The organism is Pseudomonas azadiae (assembly GCF_019145355.1).
Classification (GTDB): domain Bacteria; phylum Pseudomonadota; class Gammaproteobacteria; order Pseudomonadales; family Pseudomonadaceae; genus Aquipseudomonas; species Aquipseudomonas azadiae.
In genome coordinates, this window is sequence record NZ_JAHSTY010000001.1 from 3,002,259 (window position 1) to 3,018,969 (window position 16,711).

Below are 16,711 nucleotides of genomic sequence, written 5' to 3' on the forward strand. Positions count from 1 at the left end.
TTGCCCGCTCGTTCACGGTCGTTACGTTACACTGTTGCATTATCGTCTTAGCGTAATGTCTTCCGCCATGAAATCCTTGTATGTCGCCTTTGTGTTTCTTCTGCTTGCAGGCTGCGCCAGCGGGCCGCGCCTGGACACCCATCATCCGTCGGTGAATCACGATAACCGTGTGCAGTTCGTGATCGTCCATTACACCTCGGCCGACCTTGAACGCTCCCTGGCCTTGCTCACCCACGGGCAGGTCAGCAGCCATTACCTGATCGGCGACGACGCCGGCGCCACTATCTATAAGTTGGTGGACGAGAGCCAGCGCGCCTGGCACGCCGGCGAAAGCGAGTGGACGGGCCGCACCTGGCTCAACTCCAGCTCCATCGGTATCGAGATCGTGAACCCCGGCTACAAGGACACGCCGACTGGCCGCCTGTGGTATCCGTATTCTGAAGCGCAGGTGAAATCCCTGGTGGTATTGCTCAAGGACATCAGCCAGCGCAACGGCATCGACCCGAAGAACATCATTGGCCACAGTGATATCGCGCCGCTGCGCAAGCTCGACCCAGGCCCCTTGTTCCCGTGGAAGCGCCTTGCCGCTGAAGGGCTGGGCGTTTGGCCGGATGCCCAAGCGGTTGCTCGTTTCCAGGTGCAATATGCCAGCGAGCTGCCGAGCATCACCTGGTTCCAGGAAGAATTGGCGCGCTTGGGCTATCAGACGCCCCAGACCGGCGAGTTGGACGTGGCCACGCGTCATGTGATTGCAGCGTTCCAGATGCATTTCCGGCCGTCGCTGTTTGATGGTACGCCCGATGCGGAAAGTGCCGCGATCCTGCGTGCGTTGAACCGGCGTTAGAGCGGCAACGCCATATAGAACTGAGTGCCCTGGCCCGGCCGCGAATACACGCCCATGCGGCCACCGTGGAGTTGCACAATCTCCTTGCACAGCGCCAGGCCCAGGCCGGCGCCGCCCTTCTTGCGGCCCACCTGCACGAACGGTTCGAAGATCCGCCCCTGCTGCCCATAGGCGATGCCTTCGCCGTTATCCTCAACGCTGACAATCACCCGCTCGCCATGGCGGCGCGCTTGCAGGCGAATCTGCCCGCCCGCAGCGGTGTGGCGCATGGCGTTGCCCAACAGGTTGTCGAGTACCCGCTCCAACTGTGCCTGGTCCGCATATAGCCGGGGCAAGTCGGGTTGAGCTTCTACCAGCAGTTCGATGTTTTGCGCGTTGGCCGGTTCGGCGAAACGTGCGCGTGCATGCTCCAGCAGGTCGGTCACGTCGCACGGCCCCAGCGTGAGTTTCTGCAGGCCGTTCTGGTAGCGCGAGAAGTTGAGCAGGTCGTTGATCAACTGCATCAAGCGCTGCATTTCTTCGTTGACCGTATCCAGCAGGTCCGCTTCACGGGACTCTGCAGGGAACTTGGCGCGTTCGCGGAACAGCCCGAACGCCATGTGCATGCCAGTGACGGGCGTACGTAGCTCATGGGAGGCGCGTAATACGAACTCGCTGCGCACTCGCTCGAAGGCGCGCTGTTCGGTGACGTCATGCAGCACCATCACCGCACCGAGGATGTGCCCTTGGGTATGGCTCACCGGCGTCAGGCTGTAGGTCAGCAGGCGCAGTTCGCCTTCGACTTCCACCTCAAGATCGTCCGGCGCCCTCTCCAGGTTGCCGCCACGCAGGACCAGTTGCAGTTGCTCATCCAGTTCCGGGCGCGCCAGCGCCTCGCCAAGACCCTGGCCGAGACGCCCCTCGTCCCAGCCCAACTGGCGCTGGGCCACCGGGTTGAGGTGCTCGAGACGGCCTTGGCGGTCAATCATCAGCAGGCCATCGTCGATGCTGTCGAGCACGGCTTGCAGGCGCTGTTGGCCGGCCAGCAGCTCATCGACGTTGGTCGCCTGATGCTGGCGCAACGCCTCGGCCATGATGCCGAAGCGGCGTGTCAGTTGGTTCATCTCCGCTGCCGACGAAATCGGCAGCGTCACTTCGAAATCACCTTGGCCGATCTTGTCAGCCGCCTTGGCCAGCGCTTCGATCGGGCCGCCGAAACGTCGAGCGATGCCATGGGCGGTGACAAAGCCAATGATCAGCACCGCGATTCCCACCAAGCCCAACAGCCCGGCGATCAGTAAAGCGCGGGCCTGAGACTTGTGCTCACTCGTATTGATGGTTTCCAGGGCTCGTTTATGCTCGGCGATCAAGCCGTTGCGTAATACGTTGAACGTTTGGGTGAGACGCTCGTTATTGCCGCTGACCAACGAGGCAGGCTGGGATTCTTCAAACGCTTTCAGGAAGTTCAGATAGTCGACGCGCGCGCGGCTGAATCCGCTGGTCCTGCCGTCCTCCCGCTCGTGGGCGATGCCCTGGTCCAGCAAGTCGAAGTATTGCCGCTTGGAAGCCTCCAGCGCTTTTGGATTGGGGCGTTCTACAAGCATCAGAATCAACTGGTCACCGAGGCTCTGGCGCAGTTTCAGCCCGAGCTCCAGCGTGACGAAATTACTGCGGATCAGAGACTCCTGGGTCTTGGCCATTTGCATGACGCTGACCAAGCCCAGGATCAGACCCAACAGGGCAACGGTGATCAGCGCTGAGATACTCAGGAACAACCGAGTGCGCAGTTTCATCGCTAGCTTCATAGGGTACAGCTCACAGGTTGTACTGTTTGCGTTTGCGGTACAGGGTCGACGCATCGATGCCCAACGTGCGGGCTGCCTGATCAAGGGTGTCACTGGTAGCCAGCACCGCGCCGATATGGGCTTTCTCCAGCTCGTCCAGACTCAGCGCCGCACCGATGCGTGGCGCGTTGTTGGTCGGTTGCTCGGCCATCCCGAGGTGGCTGATTTCTACCTTTTCCTGCGGGCAAATGATGCTGGCGCGCTCCACCACGTTGCGTAGCTCGCGGATATTGCCCGGCCAACGGTAGTTGAGCAGCGCTTCGCGTGCTTCATCACTGAAGCCGCGCGCCGGACGCGCGTATTCCTTGACGAAGCGCGCCAGGAAGCGGTCAGCCAAGGTCAGGATGTCTTCACTGCGTTCGCGCAGCGGTGGCAGGTGCAAGGTGATCACGTTCAGGCGATACAGCAAGTCCTCGCGGAATCGCCCGTCGCGCACCATGTCCTCCAAGTTCAGGTTGGTCGCCGCCAGGATGCGTACATCGGCCCGGCGAGTGACCGGGTCACCCACGCGCTCGTATTCCTTGTCCTGGATAAAGCGCAGCAACTTGGGCTGCAACGTGAGCGGAAAGTCGCCGATCTCGTCGAGAAACAGCGTGCCGCCGTCCGCCTGGTTAACTCGGCCCAAGGTGCTTTCACTGGCGCCGGTAAATGCACCACGGCTGTGGCCGAACAGCTCACTTTCCATCAGCTCTGCGGTGAGCGACGGGCAGTTAATGGTCACGCAGGATTTCTTCGAGCGCTTGCTCCAGCCGTGAATGGCCCGAGCCAGCTCACCTTTACCGGTACCGGACTCGCCGAGGATCAGGATGTTGGCGTCCGTCCCGGCGACCTGGCGCGCGGTTTCCAGCACCACCATCATCGACGGGCTGTGGGAGTCGAGGCCATCCTTGGGTTGGCGCACCGCGCCTTCAAGGGCTTCGAGGCGCGCAGAGAGTTGGCGCACTTCCAGCTGCTTGGCAGTCGCCAGGCGCAATTGATCCGGGCTGCAAGGTTTTACCAGATAGTCGGCAGCACCCGCTTGGATCGCATCAACGGCAGTGTCGACCGCTGAATGCGCGGTGACGATCACCACCCGCATCCACGGCGCCTGGATCCGCATCTGGGCCAGCACATCCAGGCCATTGTCTTCGCCCAGGCGAAGGTCGAGGAAGCACAGGTCGAACACTTGGCGCTGCATCAAGGCATCGGCCTGGGCTGCGCTGTTCGCAGTGGCTACGGTGTAGCCCTCATCTTCCAGGCAATAACGGAAGGTGCGGAGGATCGCGGATTCGTCATCCACTAAAAGAATGCGGCCTTGAAGTTCCTTGGCTGATTCCATCTGTCCCGCGCTCCTTAACTCTATTAATGATGGTGTTTAGTCCCGGAATAATCGGGCAAGTTGCATGGTTCATTCTGATTGAAAAAAAAGAACGTCGTACAGGTATCTGCAGCACCTCTTTACGCAGCCTTGGCTGATGGCGTTTGCATGTCGTCCGGCTTCGCCAACGAAGCACCCCGTGTCTTTCGGTCGCTGATCCGACTGCTGGCAGTCGTGCATTTCGCACGGCTTTCAAGCGGGCATCGTGCAGGATGCTGGGTGTTCGGTCGATTGGTAATGTATAACCATTTGATTTTATTAAGTTTTATTTAGCAATAAAACTGGCATGCGCTCTGCAACATCTCCCTCAACGATAAACAAGATGCGGGAGAACAGCAGCATGACTCGCCAAAGCCTGAACCAACTGCGTGTATCGCCACTGCGCTTGCAGCAAGGTCTGTTTGCCAGCCTGGCCCTGATGGTCACGTTGATTGGTGGCCAGCAGATGCAGCATTGGCAGCAGAGTCAGCAGCAGGTTCCCCAGTTTGAACGTCCGGCCATGACCCAGACCCATTTCCGTTCCGTTGGCAGTGTTGCTGCCGATGCAACAGCCCCGCAACTGCGGATGGTTGACCAGGAGTCTTCCCTGAGTGAACTGCCATCCCAGGAGCGTTGGGTGTTCTAGGCACCACAGGCCGCTCAGGTTGAGCGGCTGCACGGCACTAACGCTGTTACCTCTATAGAAGCTTAAGGAGAATCACCATGTTGAGTTGGGCAATCACATTTCTGATCATCGCCATTGTGGCTGCAGTCCTGGGCTTCGGTGGCATCGCCGGCACAGCCACGGGTATCGCAAAAATTCTGTTCGTGGTCTTCCTGGTGATGTTCATCGCTTCGTTCTTCTTTGGTCGTCGCGGCCGAGGCTGAAAATGACCACTTTGTCCTTCAAAGCCATTACTGCCGCCCTGCTTATGGGCGGCAGCGGCTTGGCGATGGCTGCCAACGACGGCCAATCGCGAGCCAACGAATTGCTCAGCGCGGACCCGCAATACCGCGAGACCTGGCAAAGCGTGGTGAAGAAAGAAGAACGCCTGCCGGAATGGGTGATGAACCTGTCGGGCACGGCCGAGCAGATGAACGCAGTGCAAGAAGATGGCGACAAGTATCTGGTCGGGCCGCTCTGCGAAACCGCAGACACCTGCCTGAACAAGCGCCTGATCGTTGCTTTCAGCCTCGACAAGGAAGATGCCTACGCCATGTTGGTGCAAGTCCCGGCCGGCTTGCCGGCGGACAAGTCACCCACACGGCACGCGGATTACCGATTTATCGGCAAACCGGATGAAGGCATGCAAAAGCTGCTGATGGAGCAGTTGAAGAAAGATCCGAATTGGTACTAGGTTCCGTCCGGCGCATCTGCCGTTTGCGGAACCAGCGTCCATAGAAAGAAGCCCCTTCGCTTCTTTCTGTTTGCACCACCCGCCAAGGGCGGTGCATGACCAGGGGGCCGGGTTGCTCTGATCAAACGGGATCGGCGTGACCTACGGGTACAGGGAGTGCCTGCGCAAGGGCCGGGTCAGGCGAAAAGCTGCGACGCAGGTTCACAAGTTCCTGGCTTGCTGAACCTGCGGCGGGCTTATGCCGCTATTTTAAATCTGCTTTCCTTATGCCTGCCTTAGCTGCAAATTCCCTTCTGCTCGTGCCCAACCATTACTTGGTATTTCGGGCTGACCATCTATCGATAAAATTTGCCGACGGTCATCGGACGTTTCTGACACTAAGCGACTCAATCTTCTGGTTTTTTAGCCAACCGCCGCTAGACGTCCTGATTCTCTGAGCGAGCCGGGTTTGGCAGCTTCACGGCATGTTTGTCGGACAAAATGTCACATTTGAGCTGACCGTTCGGACAGTTATTATGAGAAAAGGCCATGCCGATTCGGCATAGGGTAGGCGTTTACGGCATTAGACGGCGCTCCCTTGCATGGGAATAGTTGCGGCTTTTTTCGCCTGCCAGTAAGCCATTTCGGCCACGCTGCGGTGACCTTCCATGGACGCAGATGCACACACCTTTTCGCCCTCGGGCGTTGCAGCTGGCGCATTTGCCTTGAGTTCACTTGAAGTAAGGGTAATGACATGAAGAAGGCAAAGCTAAGCCTCGCCTGGCAGATCCTCATCGGTTTGGTACTGGGGATTGCAATCGGTGCAGTGCTCAACCATTTCAGCGCTGAAAAGGCCTGGTGGATCAGCAATGTGTTGCAGCCAGCGGGCGATATCTTTATCCGCCTGATCAAAATGATCGTGATCCCGATTGTGATTTCCTCGCTGATCGTCGGCATTGCCGGTGTTGGTGACGCGAAGAAGCTCGGGCGCATCGGCGTCAAAACCATCCTTTACTTCGAGATCGTCACCACCATCGCCATCGTGGTCGGCCTGCTGCTGGCGAACCTGTTCCATCCGGGCGCCGGCATCGACATGAGTACCCTGGGTACGGTCGATATCTCCAAGTACACCGCCACCGCTGCCGAAGTGCAGCATGAGCATGCGTTCATCGAAACCATCCTCAACCTGATCCCTTCGAACATCTTCGCCGCCGTTGCCCGTGGCGAAATGCTGCCGATCATCTTTTTCTCTGTGTTGTTCGGCCTTGGCTTGTCGAGCCTCAAGCCTGAGTTGCGCGAGCCGCTGGTAACCATGTTCCAGGGCGTGTCCGAGAGCATGTTCAAAGTCACCCACATGATCATGAAGTACGCCCCGATCGGCGTCTTCGCACTGATCGCCGTGACCGTCGCCAACTTTGGCTTTGCATCGTTGCTGCCGCTGGCCAAGCTGGTGATTCTGGTTTACGTCGCCATCCTGTTCTTCGCATTTGTGGTCCTTGGCCTGATCGCCCGTCTGTTCGGCTTCTCGGTGATCAGGCTGATGCGCATCTTCAAGGATGAACTGGTACTGGCTTACTCCACCGCCAGCTCCGAGACCGTGCTGCCGCGCGTGATCGAGAAGATGGAAGCCTACGGCGCGCCGAAGGCGATCTGCAGCTTCGTGGTACCGACCGGTTATTCCTTCAACCTCGACGGTTCGACCCTGTACCAGAGCATCGCGGCAATCTTCATCGCCCAGCTGTATGGCATCGACCTGTCGATCGGCCAGCAGTTGATGCTGGTACTGACCCTGATGGTCACCTCCAAAGGCATCGCCGGCGTACCGGGCGTGTCCTTCGTGGTGCTGCTGGCGACCCTGGGCAGCGTGGGCATTCCGCTGGAAGGCCTGGCATTCATCGCCGGTGTCGACCGCATCATGGACATGGCGCGTACTGCGCTGAACGTGATCGGCAACGCCCTGGCCGTATTGGTCATCTCCCGCTGGGAAGGCATGTACGACGACGCCAAGGGCGAGCGCTACTGGAATTCCCTGCCGCACTGGCGCAGCAAGGAGGCCTCACCGGCCGCCCAAGCCACCCGCAGCTGACAGCGCAATCGCGCTGAAACAAACCCCGGATAATTCCGGGGTTTGTCGTTTCTGCCAGCCCCGCTATCATTCGCCCCATTCTTCGGGGGATTCAACTGATGCTCAATGGCCTGTGGCTTGGCTTCTTTGTCGTGGCAATGGTGTCGGCACTGGCGCAATGGCTGGTCGGCGGTAACGCCGGCATATTCGCGGCGATGGTGGAAAGCATATTCGCCATGGCCAAGTTGTCGGTGGAAGTCATGGTGCTGCTGTTCGGCACCCTCACCTTATGGCTGGGTTTTCTGCGCATCGCCGAAAAAGCCGGGATCGTCGATTGGCTGGCCAAGGCCTTGGGCCCGCTGTTTCGCCGCCTGATGCCGGAGGTGCCCGCTGGCCACCCGGCCATTGGTTTGATCACGCTCAACTTCGCCGCTAACGGCCTGGGCCTGGACAATGCCGCGACGCCCATCGGGCTCAAAGCCATGAAGGCGCTGCAGGAACTCAACCCCATTCCCAACACTGCCACCAATGCGCAGATCCTGTTCCTGGTGCTCAACGCGTCGTCGCTGACACTGTTGCCGGTGACGATCTTCATGTACCGCGCGCAGCAAGGCGCTCCCGATCCAACCCTGGTGTTCCTGCCGATCCTGCTGGCGACCAGCGCTTCGACCCTGGTGGGCCTGCTCTCGGTGGCGGCGATGCAGCGCCTGCGGCTGTGGGATCCCGTGGTGCTGGCGTACCTGGTTCCCGGCGCGTTGATACTCGGCGGCTTCATGGCACTGCTGGCGACGCTGTCCGCCACGGCCCTGGCAGGTTTGTCGTCGATCCTGGGCAACCTCACGCTGTTCGGCTTGATCATGCTGTTTCTGGTGATCGGTGCGTTGCGCAAGGTCAAGGTGTACGAGGCGTTTGTCGAAGGCGCCAAGGAAGGCTTTGATGTCGCCAGGAACCTGCTGCCCTACTTGGTCGCGATGCTGTGTGCCGTGGGCGTGTTGCGCGCCTCCGGGGCGCTGGAGTTCGGCCTCGAAGGCATTCGTCACCTGGTCGCCTGGACCGGCATGGACACGCGCTTTGTCGACGCCTTGCCGACCGCGATGGTCAAGCCGTTCTCAGGCAGTGCCGCGCGGGCGATGTTGATCGAGACCATGCAGACCCAAGGCGTGGACAGTTTCCCGGCGTTGGTCGCGGCGACGATCCAGGGCAGTACTGAAACCACCTTTTATGTGTTGGCGGTGTACTTTGGTTCGGTGGGCATCCAGCGGGCCAGGCATGCGGTGGGCTGTGCGTTGCTGGCGGAGTTTGCCGGTGTCGTGGCGGCGATTGCGGTGTGCTACTGGTTCTTTGGCTGAGCCTGCAATCGCTATCGCAGGCAAGCCAGCTCCCACATTCGACCGCGTTCATCCTGACGAAATGCAGTCAACTGTGGGAGCTGGCTTGCCTGCGAAGAGGCCCTCAGCGTTTCGCAGCGCTATTACCCTGCGCCACCACCCAATCCACCACCTGCCTGTCCAACTGATCTCCCGCCTGCCCGAACCCGGCGACGACCGCCGGCACCTTGGTATCCCCCACCGGTTGCCTCACCTCAAACCGCCGGCTGGCGACAATTCGCTGATCACTGCCGCGCACCAGTCGCGCGTCCAGGCGAATCACCACCTCCACCGCACCGCCGTGGTATTCACTCTGGAACGCCTGCAATTGCCCGCCCAGTTCATAGTCGGACTGCAGGTTGGTGTCATCGGTGCTCAACAACGTCACTCGCCCGTCGCGCTGGAAGCCATCCAACAGCCGATTGCGCAACAGCACCGGTGACGGGTCGCTCCAGCGCGCGTTGGCGTAGCTGCTGATCAGATTACCGTTGGGCACCACGGCAATGCGCGGGCTGTCGAGAAACTCGCTGGCCTGCGGCTTGGTCACGCGCAACGACCAGGCCACGGGTGTGCCTTGGGTCGCGGTCGGTGACGCGGCCAAACGGTATACATCCGACGGGTCGGCCTTGGGCAGGATCGAGCACGCACTGAGCAACCCCAGCGTCGCGACGGCAATCATCGGGTAAGCACGCTTCATGGCGTGAACTCCTTGTTCTTGTCACTGCCCAGCAGGTAACCGCTGGGGTTGGCTTCCAGGCGGCGGGAGATGGCGCGCAGCGAGCCGAGGGTTTCGCGCAGTTCGCGCACCGCCGGCGCCAGTTCGTTGAGGCCTTGCAAGCCGCTGTTCACCGAGCTTTTGTTGTCGGTCAGCAACGTGTTGATAGTGGCTGTGCTGCGTTCAAGGGATTTCATGGCCTGCTCGGCGCTGCCGAAGGCCTGTTTGCCCTGGTCGTTGAGCAAGCCATTGGCGTTGCGCATCAGCACGGTGGTCTGTTCCAGAGCCGCGCTGGCCTGCTTGCTCACCTGCATCAGCTGTTGCATCACCACCTTGATATCACCGCGTTGGTCGGCAATCGCCCCCGTGGTTTGCTCAAGATGGTCCAGGGTCTTGCTGATGCGCTCCACATTCTGTGCCGAGAACATGGCGTTGGCGTTGTGCAGCAGCAGGTTGATGCTGGTCATCAGGTCGTTGCTGTTGTTCAGCAGGCGCGCGATGGGCGAAGGCGAGGCAATGATCTGCGGCAAGTTGCCGTCCTTGCCCTTGAGCTCCGCGCTCTGTGGTGTACCGCCGCTGAGCTGGATGATCGAGGTGCCGGTGATGCCGGTCAGTGCCAGTTTGGCCTGGGTGTCTTCCTTGATCGGCGTCTGGCCGGCCAGGCGGATGCGGGCCAATACGCGGCGCGGGTCCTTGGGGTCCAGGCGCAGGCTGGTGACGTCGCCCACCTTGATCCCGCTGTACTGCACGGCGCTGCCCTGGGACAGCCCGCTGACCGCCTCGTTGAAGATCACTTCGTAGTCCTGGAAGGCGCTGTCGACGCTGGACTTGGCCAGCCATAGGCCGAACAGCATCGCGCCGACCACCACGATCACGCTGAACAGACCGATCATCACATGATGGGCTCGGGTTTCCATGTCATACCTCGTTGAGCGATTGAGCGGCATCCAATGCCGCGCGGCCACGGGGGCCGTGGAAGTATTCGTGAATCCACGCGTCGTCCGTTTCCGAGACGATGTCAATGGCGCCAGCCACCAGGACTTTCTTCTGCGCCAGCACCGCCACGCGATCGGTGATGGTGTACAGCGTGTCAAGGTCGTGAGTGACCAGAAACACACTCAGGCCCAGCGCATCGCGCAGGGTCAGGATCAATTGGTCGAACTGCGCCGCGCCAATCGGATCGAGGCCGGCGGTAGGTTCGTCGAGGAACAGTATGTCCGGGTCCAGGGCCAGGGCACGGGCCAAGGCGGCGCGCTTGATCATGCCGCCGGACAGCGAGGCCGGGTATTTGTCGGCCGCCGACAGCGGCAACCCGGCCAGGGCCAGCTTGACCGCGGCCAGGTGCTCGGCGTCGCGGCGGCTGAGGCCGGCGTGTTCGATCAACGGCAGCGCGACATTCTCGGTCACGGTCAGCGAGGAGAACAGCGCGCCCTTCTGGAACAGCACGCCGAAGCGTCGTTCAACCAGCGAGCGCTCATGTTCCGCGAGGTCTGGCAGGTTCTTGCCGAACACCCGCACTTCGCCTTCACTGGGCCGGCGCAGGCCGACAATGCTGCGCAGCAGCACCGACTTGCCGCTGCCGGAACCGCCGACCACGGCCAGGATCTCGCCCTTGTACACATCCAGGTCGAGGTCCTCGTGCACGCTTTGGCTGCCAAAGCGATTGCACAGCCCTCGCACTTCAATCACCGCCTCAGTGGGCGCTCGGTGCAGGCGACTCACCAGCCCATCTCCATGAAGAACAGCGCGGCCACCGCATCCAGCACGATCACCACAAAGATCGATTGCACCACGCTGGAGGTGGTGTGAGCCCCAACCGACTCGGCGCTGCCGCTGACCTTGAAGCCTTCCAGGCAGCCGATGGCCGCGATCAGGAAGGCGAAGATCGGCGCCTTGATCATGCCCACCACGAAGTGCTGCACGCCGATGTCCGAGTGCAGCAGTGACAGAAACATCGCCGGCGAAATATCCAGGGCCACGGCGCACACCACGCCGCCGCCGATGATCCCCGAGAGCATCGCCAGGAAGGTCAGCATCGGCAGTGCCACCAACAGCGCGAGTACGCGGGGCAGTACCAGCAACTCCATCGGGTCCAGGCCCAGCGTGCGGATGGCGTCGATTTCTTCGTTGGCCTTCATCGAACCGATCTGTGCGGTAAAGGCACTGGCGGTGCGGCCGGCCATCAGGATAGCGGTGAGCAGCACGCCGAATTCGCGCAGGAACGAGAACGCCACCAGGTCCACGGTGAAAATGGTGGCGCCGAAGCTTTCAAGCACCGTGGCACCGAGAAACGCGACTACCGCACCCACTAGAAAGGTGAGCAGGGCCACGATGGGCGCGGCGTCGAGGCCGGTCTGTTCGATATGCGCAACCATCGGCGTGATACGCCAACGCTTGGGCCGCAACAGGCCGCGAGCGAACGTTTCGATGATCAGGCCGATAAAGCCCAGCAGTTGCTTGCTGTCCTGCCACACGGTGTCCACCGCCCGGCCGATGCGCGCCAGCACCTGAATGCCGGTGGCTTCTTCCGGTGCTTTTTCCGGCACGCAAAAGTCATTCAGGGAGCGGTAGACGGTCTTGAGTAATGCGCGGTCAGCGGCAGACAGACTGCAGTCGGTCTGTTCGGCCGATTGCTCGATGCGGGTCGGCCCCAGCAACTCCACCAGCAGCGAAGCGCCAGCGGTATCCAGGGCGCCGAGGCCGTTGAGGTCGATGCGCGCGCCGGCGTCGTACTGGCCGTCGAGCTTGTCCGACAGCTTCTTCAGGCTGGCATAGTGGGCAAGCGTCCAGTCCCCCGTAATCCGCAGCTGTGGCGGGGTGGTGGACGTATCGAGATGGGCGGCGCCGGCCGTCGTGCTGGTGGTCATAAGCTCCGAGCTTGTTTGGCTATCCACAATTGCTACGTAATAGCACGATCCTGGCTATTTTGGATTGTCCGTTTGTGCTGTGTCCGTCACTTTGAAGCGCAGCACGCCGATCACTTGCCCGTCTTCGGTCAGCACGCGCACCTGCCAGCGTCCCACTGCGTCGGCCGGGAAATTCTGTTTGTGGGTCCAGGCGCGGTAGCCCTCCTTGCGCCCGCCGTGGATGTCCAAGGCGATACGGTCGACCTCTTTGCCGTTGAACTTCCACACGTGGTAGATCCGCTCATCCAGGCCGCGCGGGGCGTTGATCGCGGTATAGGCGTACAGCCCGCCGCTGCGCAGTTGGGCGGCGGTGACTTCCTTGAGGTGGTCGCCGGGCGTGCGGTCCTGCAGTTGAGTGCTGATCGCCACTTCGGTCATCCACAAGGTGGCCGGCGGCACCCAACTGCGCAGGAACCAGCCGGCGCAGCCGATGGCGGCCGTGACCCCCAGCAGCATTGCCCAGCCTTTGAGGCTGCGCAGCGGCAGGCTCACGGCCAGGCTTGGAATCGACAATGCCATCGCCACGCCGAGCGCCAGCTTGTAACTCTCGGCGGTGGTCAGGTGCAGGATGATCGGCAGCGCAGTGAGCAGCGCGGCGAACAGGGTGAAGGTGTGCAGCGCGAGGAACAGCGAGCGTTTGGGCGCCAGCCATTTGTAGTACAGCGGATCGATGATCGACACCAGGGCAGCTGCCCCGAGCAGGCCGGTGAAAATCGACTGGCCGCTGTTCCATGCGGTGGTGATGAAAAAGAATGGCAGCACAAAAAACAGACTTTCCTGGTGGATCATCTGGGTCGCGTAGCGCAACAGCGGTTCAGGGATTTCGCGCTTGAAGAGCTTGGTGAACAGCTGGGTAAAGCTGTTTTCCAGCATCAGCCACAGCCAGCTCACCAGCATGATCACCGCGATCCAACTGGCCATGCCCTGCTGGCGATCCACCAGGATGAAACTGCCCACGCCTGAGATGAAGCCGCCGAGCGCTATCACTCCTGGGTAGCGCTTCATCAGTTCGAGAATGCGGGTGATCAAGCGGGTCAGGGTTTGCATTCGGCGGTTCGCAGTCTTTGGTAGGAGAAATCCCAGACAGAATAACGTCTTGGCTCAGTGTCCGGTGCCTCATTACGCGATCCGTTTGCGATAACCCCGCAACCCGATCAGCGCAATGACGATCAGCCCAAGCACGCCGGCGCCGATCCAACTGAGCGCATCGTAGCTCAGCAGTGGTTTTTCGATGCGCCAGTAGCCGGGTTGCTGGAACACCTGGCGCATGGCGCGGTTGGTCTGCTCCAGGCTCACGGCCTTGATGCGTTTGACCGGGTCGCTGAAGTGACCGTTGGTGTAATCGCCGGATGCGCTCCAGTAATAGTCGGCCAAGGCGCTGTTGCCCTGCACGGCCCAGGCCTGTCGTGCGATGGCGGCTTGTTGCAGGCGCGCGAATACCGCCGGGTCGAGGCCATCCTTGAGCAACTGCGCCTTGAGGTCTTGGAGCACCTGTTCGGCTTCGGCGAGGTTTTCGCGCTCAAGGTCGGCATTCAGGCTGAGGAAGCCGATGCCACCGAGCACTTCACGCTCGCTCCAGGGGCCGTAGGACAACCCATGCTTGAGGCGCAGTTGGCGATACAGCGCCCAGTCGAGGTAGTCCTTGAGCAGGTCGTAGGTTTCGTCATGCCCGTCAGCCAGTACCGGCTCGGGAAACAGCCAGTGCAATTTGGCGCTGTTGCCGACCCAGCCATGGATCAGTTCGCGGTGGCCGGCAGCGGCGTGCTGGATCTGCGGCAGCGCCGGATGCTCGCTCGGCTCGACCGGATCGAGTTGGCCATAGGTGCGTTCCAGGTAGGCCGGCAGCAGTTTGTCGAGGTCGCCAACGATGATCAGCGTCATGTTGTTGGGGGCATACCAGTTTTTGTGCAGGGCCTCCAACTGGCCTCGCGTCAGGTGATCGACCCCGGCGCGTTCGGCGCACTTGAGCCCGAGCTCGACGGCCAGTTGATTACTGGCGGTGTGGCCCAGGTCCTGACGGTCCAACAGGCGTTGCAGGTGGGAATAATGGCCGCCGTCCTCACGTTCGACGACGCGCTTGGCGGCGTTGATGTTGGCGTCGGTCAGTTCGGTACGGGTGATGATCGCCAGGAGCAGGTCGAGCACCTTGCGCTGGTTCTGCGCCGGCGCCTCAATCACAAAGGTGGTGTCGGCATTGCTGGTGTAGGCGTTCCATTCGCCGCCCAAGGCTTGCATGCGGTCCTCGAGTTCGCCTTCGCCGCCGCCGTCGATGCCGCTGAACAGCAAGTGCTCCAGCAGGTGCGGCAGCTCTTTATCTTCGCAGCCGAAATCATCCAGGCCTACGCCCACCACCAGTCGGATCGCCACATGCCCGCGCTCGGTGCCCGGCTTGAGCAGCAATTGCAGGCCGTTGGGCAAGGTGTAGCCCTCGACTTGCAGGCGGTCAAAGGCAAAGGCGTTGGCGGCGCCCATGAGCAGGCACGCAAATAACAGGCGACGCATAACAAGCTTCCTGGCGAGTGAGGTCAGCTTTAACTGACTTCACGGGCCACCGTACGTTCAGGGCGAATGCGTGATGTCGACGATATCTTCGGCGGACAGCGCGCCGGTGTCGGACGTTTCCAGCACCACATAGGCACTGCTGCAAAACAACGAGTTCAGGCGTTTCATGTCGGCAATCAGCTCCAAGTGCAGGGAACTGGTCTCCAGGCTCTGTACGATCTTGCGCTGCAGGCGACTGACGTGAGCATGGGCCAGGCGGCGTTCCTGGGCGCGGAAGCGGCGCTTCTCCCGCAGCAATTGGCGAGCGCTGTGCGGGTCGGCACTGAGGAATACCGACAGGCCCAGACGCAGGTTGGCGATCAACTGGCTGTGCAGGCCGCTGAGTTCTTCCAGGCCGACTTCGGAAAACTGCCGACGCTGTGAGGTTTTTTGCTGCTGGACTTTGCGCAGCATGCGTTCGATCAGGTCGCCGGCGAGCTTGAGGTTGATCGACAGCTCGATAATCTCGGCCCAGCGGCGACTGTCCTGTTCACTGAGGTCTTCACGGGGCATTTGCGCCAGGTACAGCTTGATCGCGCTGTACAGCGCTTCGACATCGTCGCTGAGGCTGCGCATTTCCTGGGTGATGGTGGTTTGTTTGCCGCGCAGTACTTCCTGCATGGCGGTGAGCATGTTGTCGATCAGATCGCCCAGGCGCAGGGTCTCGCGAGCGGCATTGGCCAGGGCCAGGCTGGGTGTGGTGAGTGCGGTCGGGTCCAGGTGGCGTGGCTTGGCCTTGCCGTTGAGCTCTTCACGCTCGGGCAGCAGCCAGGCGCACAGGCGCGACATCGGGCCGATTGTGGGCAGCAGAATCAGGCAGCGGCTGACGTTGTAGAGCAGGTGGAAGGTGATGACCATGCCTTGGGCACTGTAGTCCAGATCGTCCATCCACAGCACCAGCGGGTCGAGCACTGGAATGATCAGCAACAGGCCGATCAATTTGTACAGCAGGCTACCCAGGGCCACTTGGCGCCCGGCGGCGTTTTGCATGTTGGTGCTGAGGAAAGCCAGCACGCCGCTGCCGATGTTGGCGCCGATCACCAGTCCGATGGCCACGTGCAGGCCGATGACGCCGGCGCCGGCAAGGGTGGCCGTCAACAGGACGGCGGCCAGGCTGGAGTAGGAAATCATCGCGAACAAGGCGCCGACTAAGGCGTCGAGCAAGATGTCGCCGGTCAGTGAGGCAAACAGCACTTTCACGCCTTGGGCATGGGTGATGGGCCCGGCGGCTTCGACGATCAGTTGCAGCGCGAGGATGATCAGTCCGAGGCCGATCGCCACCCGACCCAACTGCCCTGCCCGTGTCTGTTTGCGCGACAGGAAGAAAATGACACCGAGGAAAATCAGCAGCGGCGACAGCCAGGACAGGTCAAACGTCAGCACCCGCGCCATCAATGCCGTACCGACGTCGGCTCCGAGCATGGTTGCCAGGGCGGGCATCAGCCCCATCAAGCCCTGGCCGACAAAAGACGTCACCAGCATCGCCGTAGCGTTGCTGCTCTGCACCATGGCTGTCACCAGGATGCCGGCAATAAACGCCAGCCAGCGCTTGGACATGTTCTGCCCGATGACTTGGCGCAAGTTGGAACCGTAGACCCGCAGGATGCCGGTACGGACGATGTGCGTGCCCCAGATCAGCAGGGTCACGGCGGAAAGCAGATTGAGCAAGGTCAGCATGCTCGGCCCCCCGTGTGGGTGCGCTCCAGCAGGAGCAGTAAAAAGTGCCGCGTGCCGCTCTACGTCTTGTACTTAAGCTGTAGTTGGCGAATAGGCTCTG

General features: G+C 61.2%; 15 protein-coding genes. 6 read left to right on the top strand and 9 right to left on the bottom strand.

What is annotated here, in order from left to right:
* The first annotated feature begins 67 nt into the window (after positions 1-67).
* Positions 68-844, top strand: coding sequence for an N-acetylmuramoyl-L-alanine amidase (locus tag KVG91_RS13710; RefSeq protein WP_169377748.1), 777 nt, complete (start codon positions 68-70; stop codon positions 842-844).
* On the opposite strand, the gene KVG91_RS13715 is transcribed toward KVG91_RS13710, so the two are convergent.
* Positions 841-2,628, bottom strand: coding sequence for an ATP-binding protein (locus tag KVG91_RS13715; protein WP_169377749.1), 1,788 nt, complete (start codon positions 2,626-2,628; stop codon positions 841-843). The genes KVG91_RS13710 and KVG91_RS13715 overlap by 4 nt on opposite strands.
* A 10-nt stretch (positions 2,629-2,638) precedes the next feature.
* Entirely contained in the window at positions 2,639-3,985 is a 1,347-nt protein-coding gene (gene algB, locus KVG91_RS13720) for a sigma-54-dependent response regulator transcription factor AlgB (protein WP_169377750.1), read from the bottom strand.
* 379 nt (positions 3,986-4,364) lie between these two features.
* On the opposite strand from algB, the gene KVG91_RS13725 reads away from it, so the two are divergent.
* From KVG91_RS13725 to KVG91_RS13745, 5 genes are all read left to right on the top strand, one after another.
* Positions 4,365-4,649 carry a hypothetical protein gene (locus KVG91_RS13725; RefSeq protein ID WP_169377751.1) on the top strand — a complete coding sequence of 95 codons (285 nt, stop codon included), beginning with the start codon at positions 4,365-4,367 and terminating at the stop codon, positions 4,647-4,649.
* Between the two features lie 77 nt (positions 4,650-4,726).
* A complete protein-coding gene (locus KVG91_RS13730; protein ID WP_003170804.1) occupies positions 4,727-4,891 on the top strand; it encodes a DUF1328 domain-containing protein in 165 nt (54 codons plus the stop codon).
* 2 nt (positions 4,892-4,893) lie between these two features.
* Positions 4,894-5,361: an inhibitor of vertebrate lysozyme family protein gene (locus tag KVG91_RS13735; protein WP_169377752.1), complete on the top strand. Its 468-nt coding sequence runs from the start codon at positions 4,894-4,896 to the stop codon at positions 5,359-5,361.
* A gap of 733 nt (positions 5,362-6,094) precedes the next feature.
* A complete protein-coding gene (gene gltP, locus KVG91_RS13740; RefSeq protein WP_169377753.1) occupies positions 6,095-7,426 on the top strand; it encodes a glutamate/aspartate:proton symporter GltP in 1,332 nt (443 codons plus the stop codon).
* Positions 7,427-7,524: 98 nt separating this feature from the next.
* Complete coding sequence (locus KVG91_RS13745; RefSeq protein ID WP_169377754.1) at positions 7,525-8,754, top strand: nucleoside recognition domain-containing protein; 1,230 nt, start codon at positions 7,525-7,527, stop codon at positions 8,752-8,754.
* Positions 8,755-8,857: 103 nt separating this feature from the next.
* Here KVG91_RS13745 and KVG91_RS13750 read toward each other — a convergent pair whose 3' ends face one another.
* From KVG91_RS13750 to KVG91_RS13780, 7 genes are all read right to left on the bottom strand, one after another.
* Entirely contained in the window at positions 8,858-9,469 is a 612-nt protein-coding gene (locus KVG91_RS13750) for an ABC-type transport auxiliary lipoprotein family protein (RefSeq protein WP_169377755.1), read from the bottom strand.
* Entirely contained in the window at positions 9,466-10,404 is a 939-nt protein-coding gene (locus KVG91_RS13755) for an MlaD family protein (protein WP_169377756.1), read from the bottom strand. The genes KVG91_RS13750 and KVG91_RS13755 overlap by 4 nt, the downstream gene beginning before the upstream one ends.
* Before the next feature lies 1 nt (position 10,405).
* Positions 10,406-11,209 carry an ABC transporter ATP-binding protein gene (locus KVG91_RS13760; RefSeq protein ID WP_404822387.1) on the bottom strand — a complete coding sequence of 268 codons (804 nt, stop codon included), beginning with the start codon at positions 11,207-11,209 and terminating at the stop codon, positions 10,406-10,408.
* Positions 11,206-12,354 carry an ABC transporter permease gene (locus KVG91_RS13765; RefSeq protein ID WP_169377757.1) on the bottom strand — a complete coding sequence of 383 codons (1,149 nt, stop codon included), beginning with the start codon at positions 12,352-12,354 and terminating at the stop codon, positions 11,206-11,208. The genes KVG91_RS13760 and KVG91_RS13765 overlap by 4 nt, the downstream gene beginning before the upstream one ends.
* Positions 12,355-12,408: 54 nt before the next feature.
* On the bottom strand, positions 12,409-13,440 hold the full coding sequence (locus KVG91_RS13770) for a DUF5924 family protein (protein WP_169377758.1): 1,032 nt from the start codon (positions 13,438-13,440) through the stop codon (positions 12,409-12,411).
* Positions 13,441-13,512: 72 nt separating this feature from the next.
* Positions 13,513-14,895: a M16 family metallopeptidase gene (locus KVG91_RS13775; protein WP_169377759.1), complete on the bottom strand. Its 1,383-nt coding sequence runs from the start codon at positions 14,893-14,895 to the stop codon at positions 13,513-13,515.
* A 57-nt stretch (positions 14,896-14,952) separates the two neighbouring features.
* Positions 14,953-16,611: a Na/Pi cotransporter family protein gene (locus KVG91_RS13780; RefSeq protein WP_169377760.1), complete on the bottom strand. Its 1,659-nt coding sequence runs from the start codon at positions 16,609-16,611 to the stop codon at positions 14,953-14,955.
* Positions 16,612-16,711 lie beyond the last annotated feature (100 nt).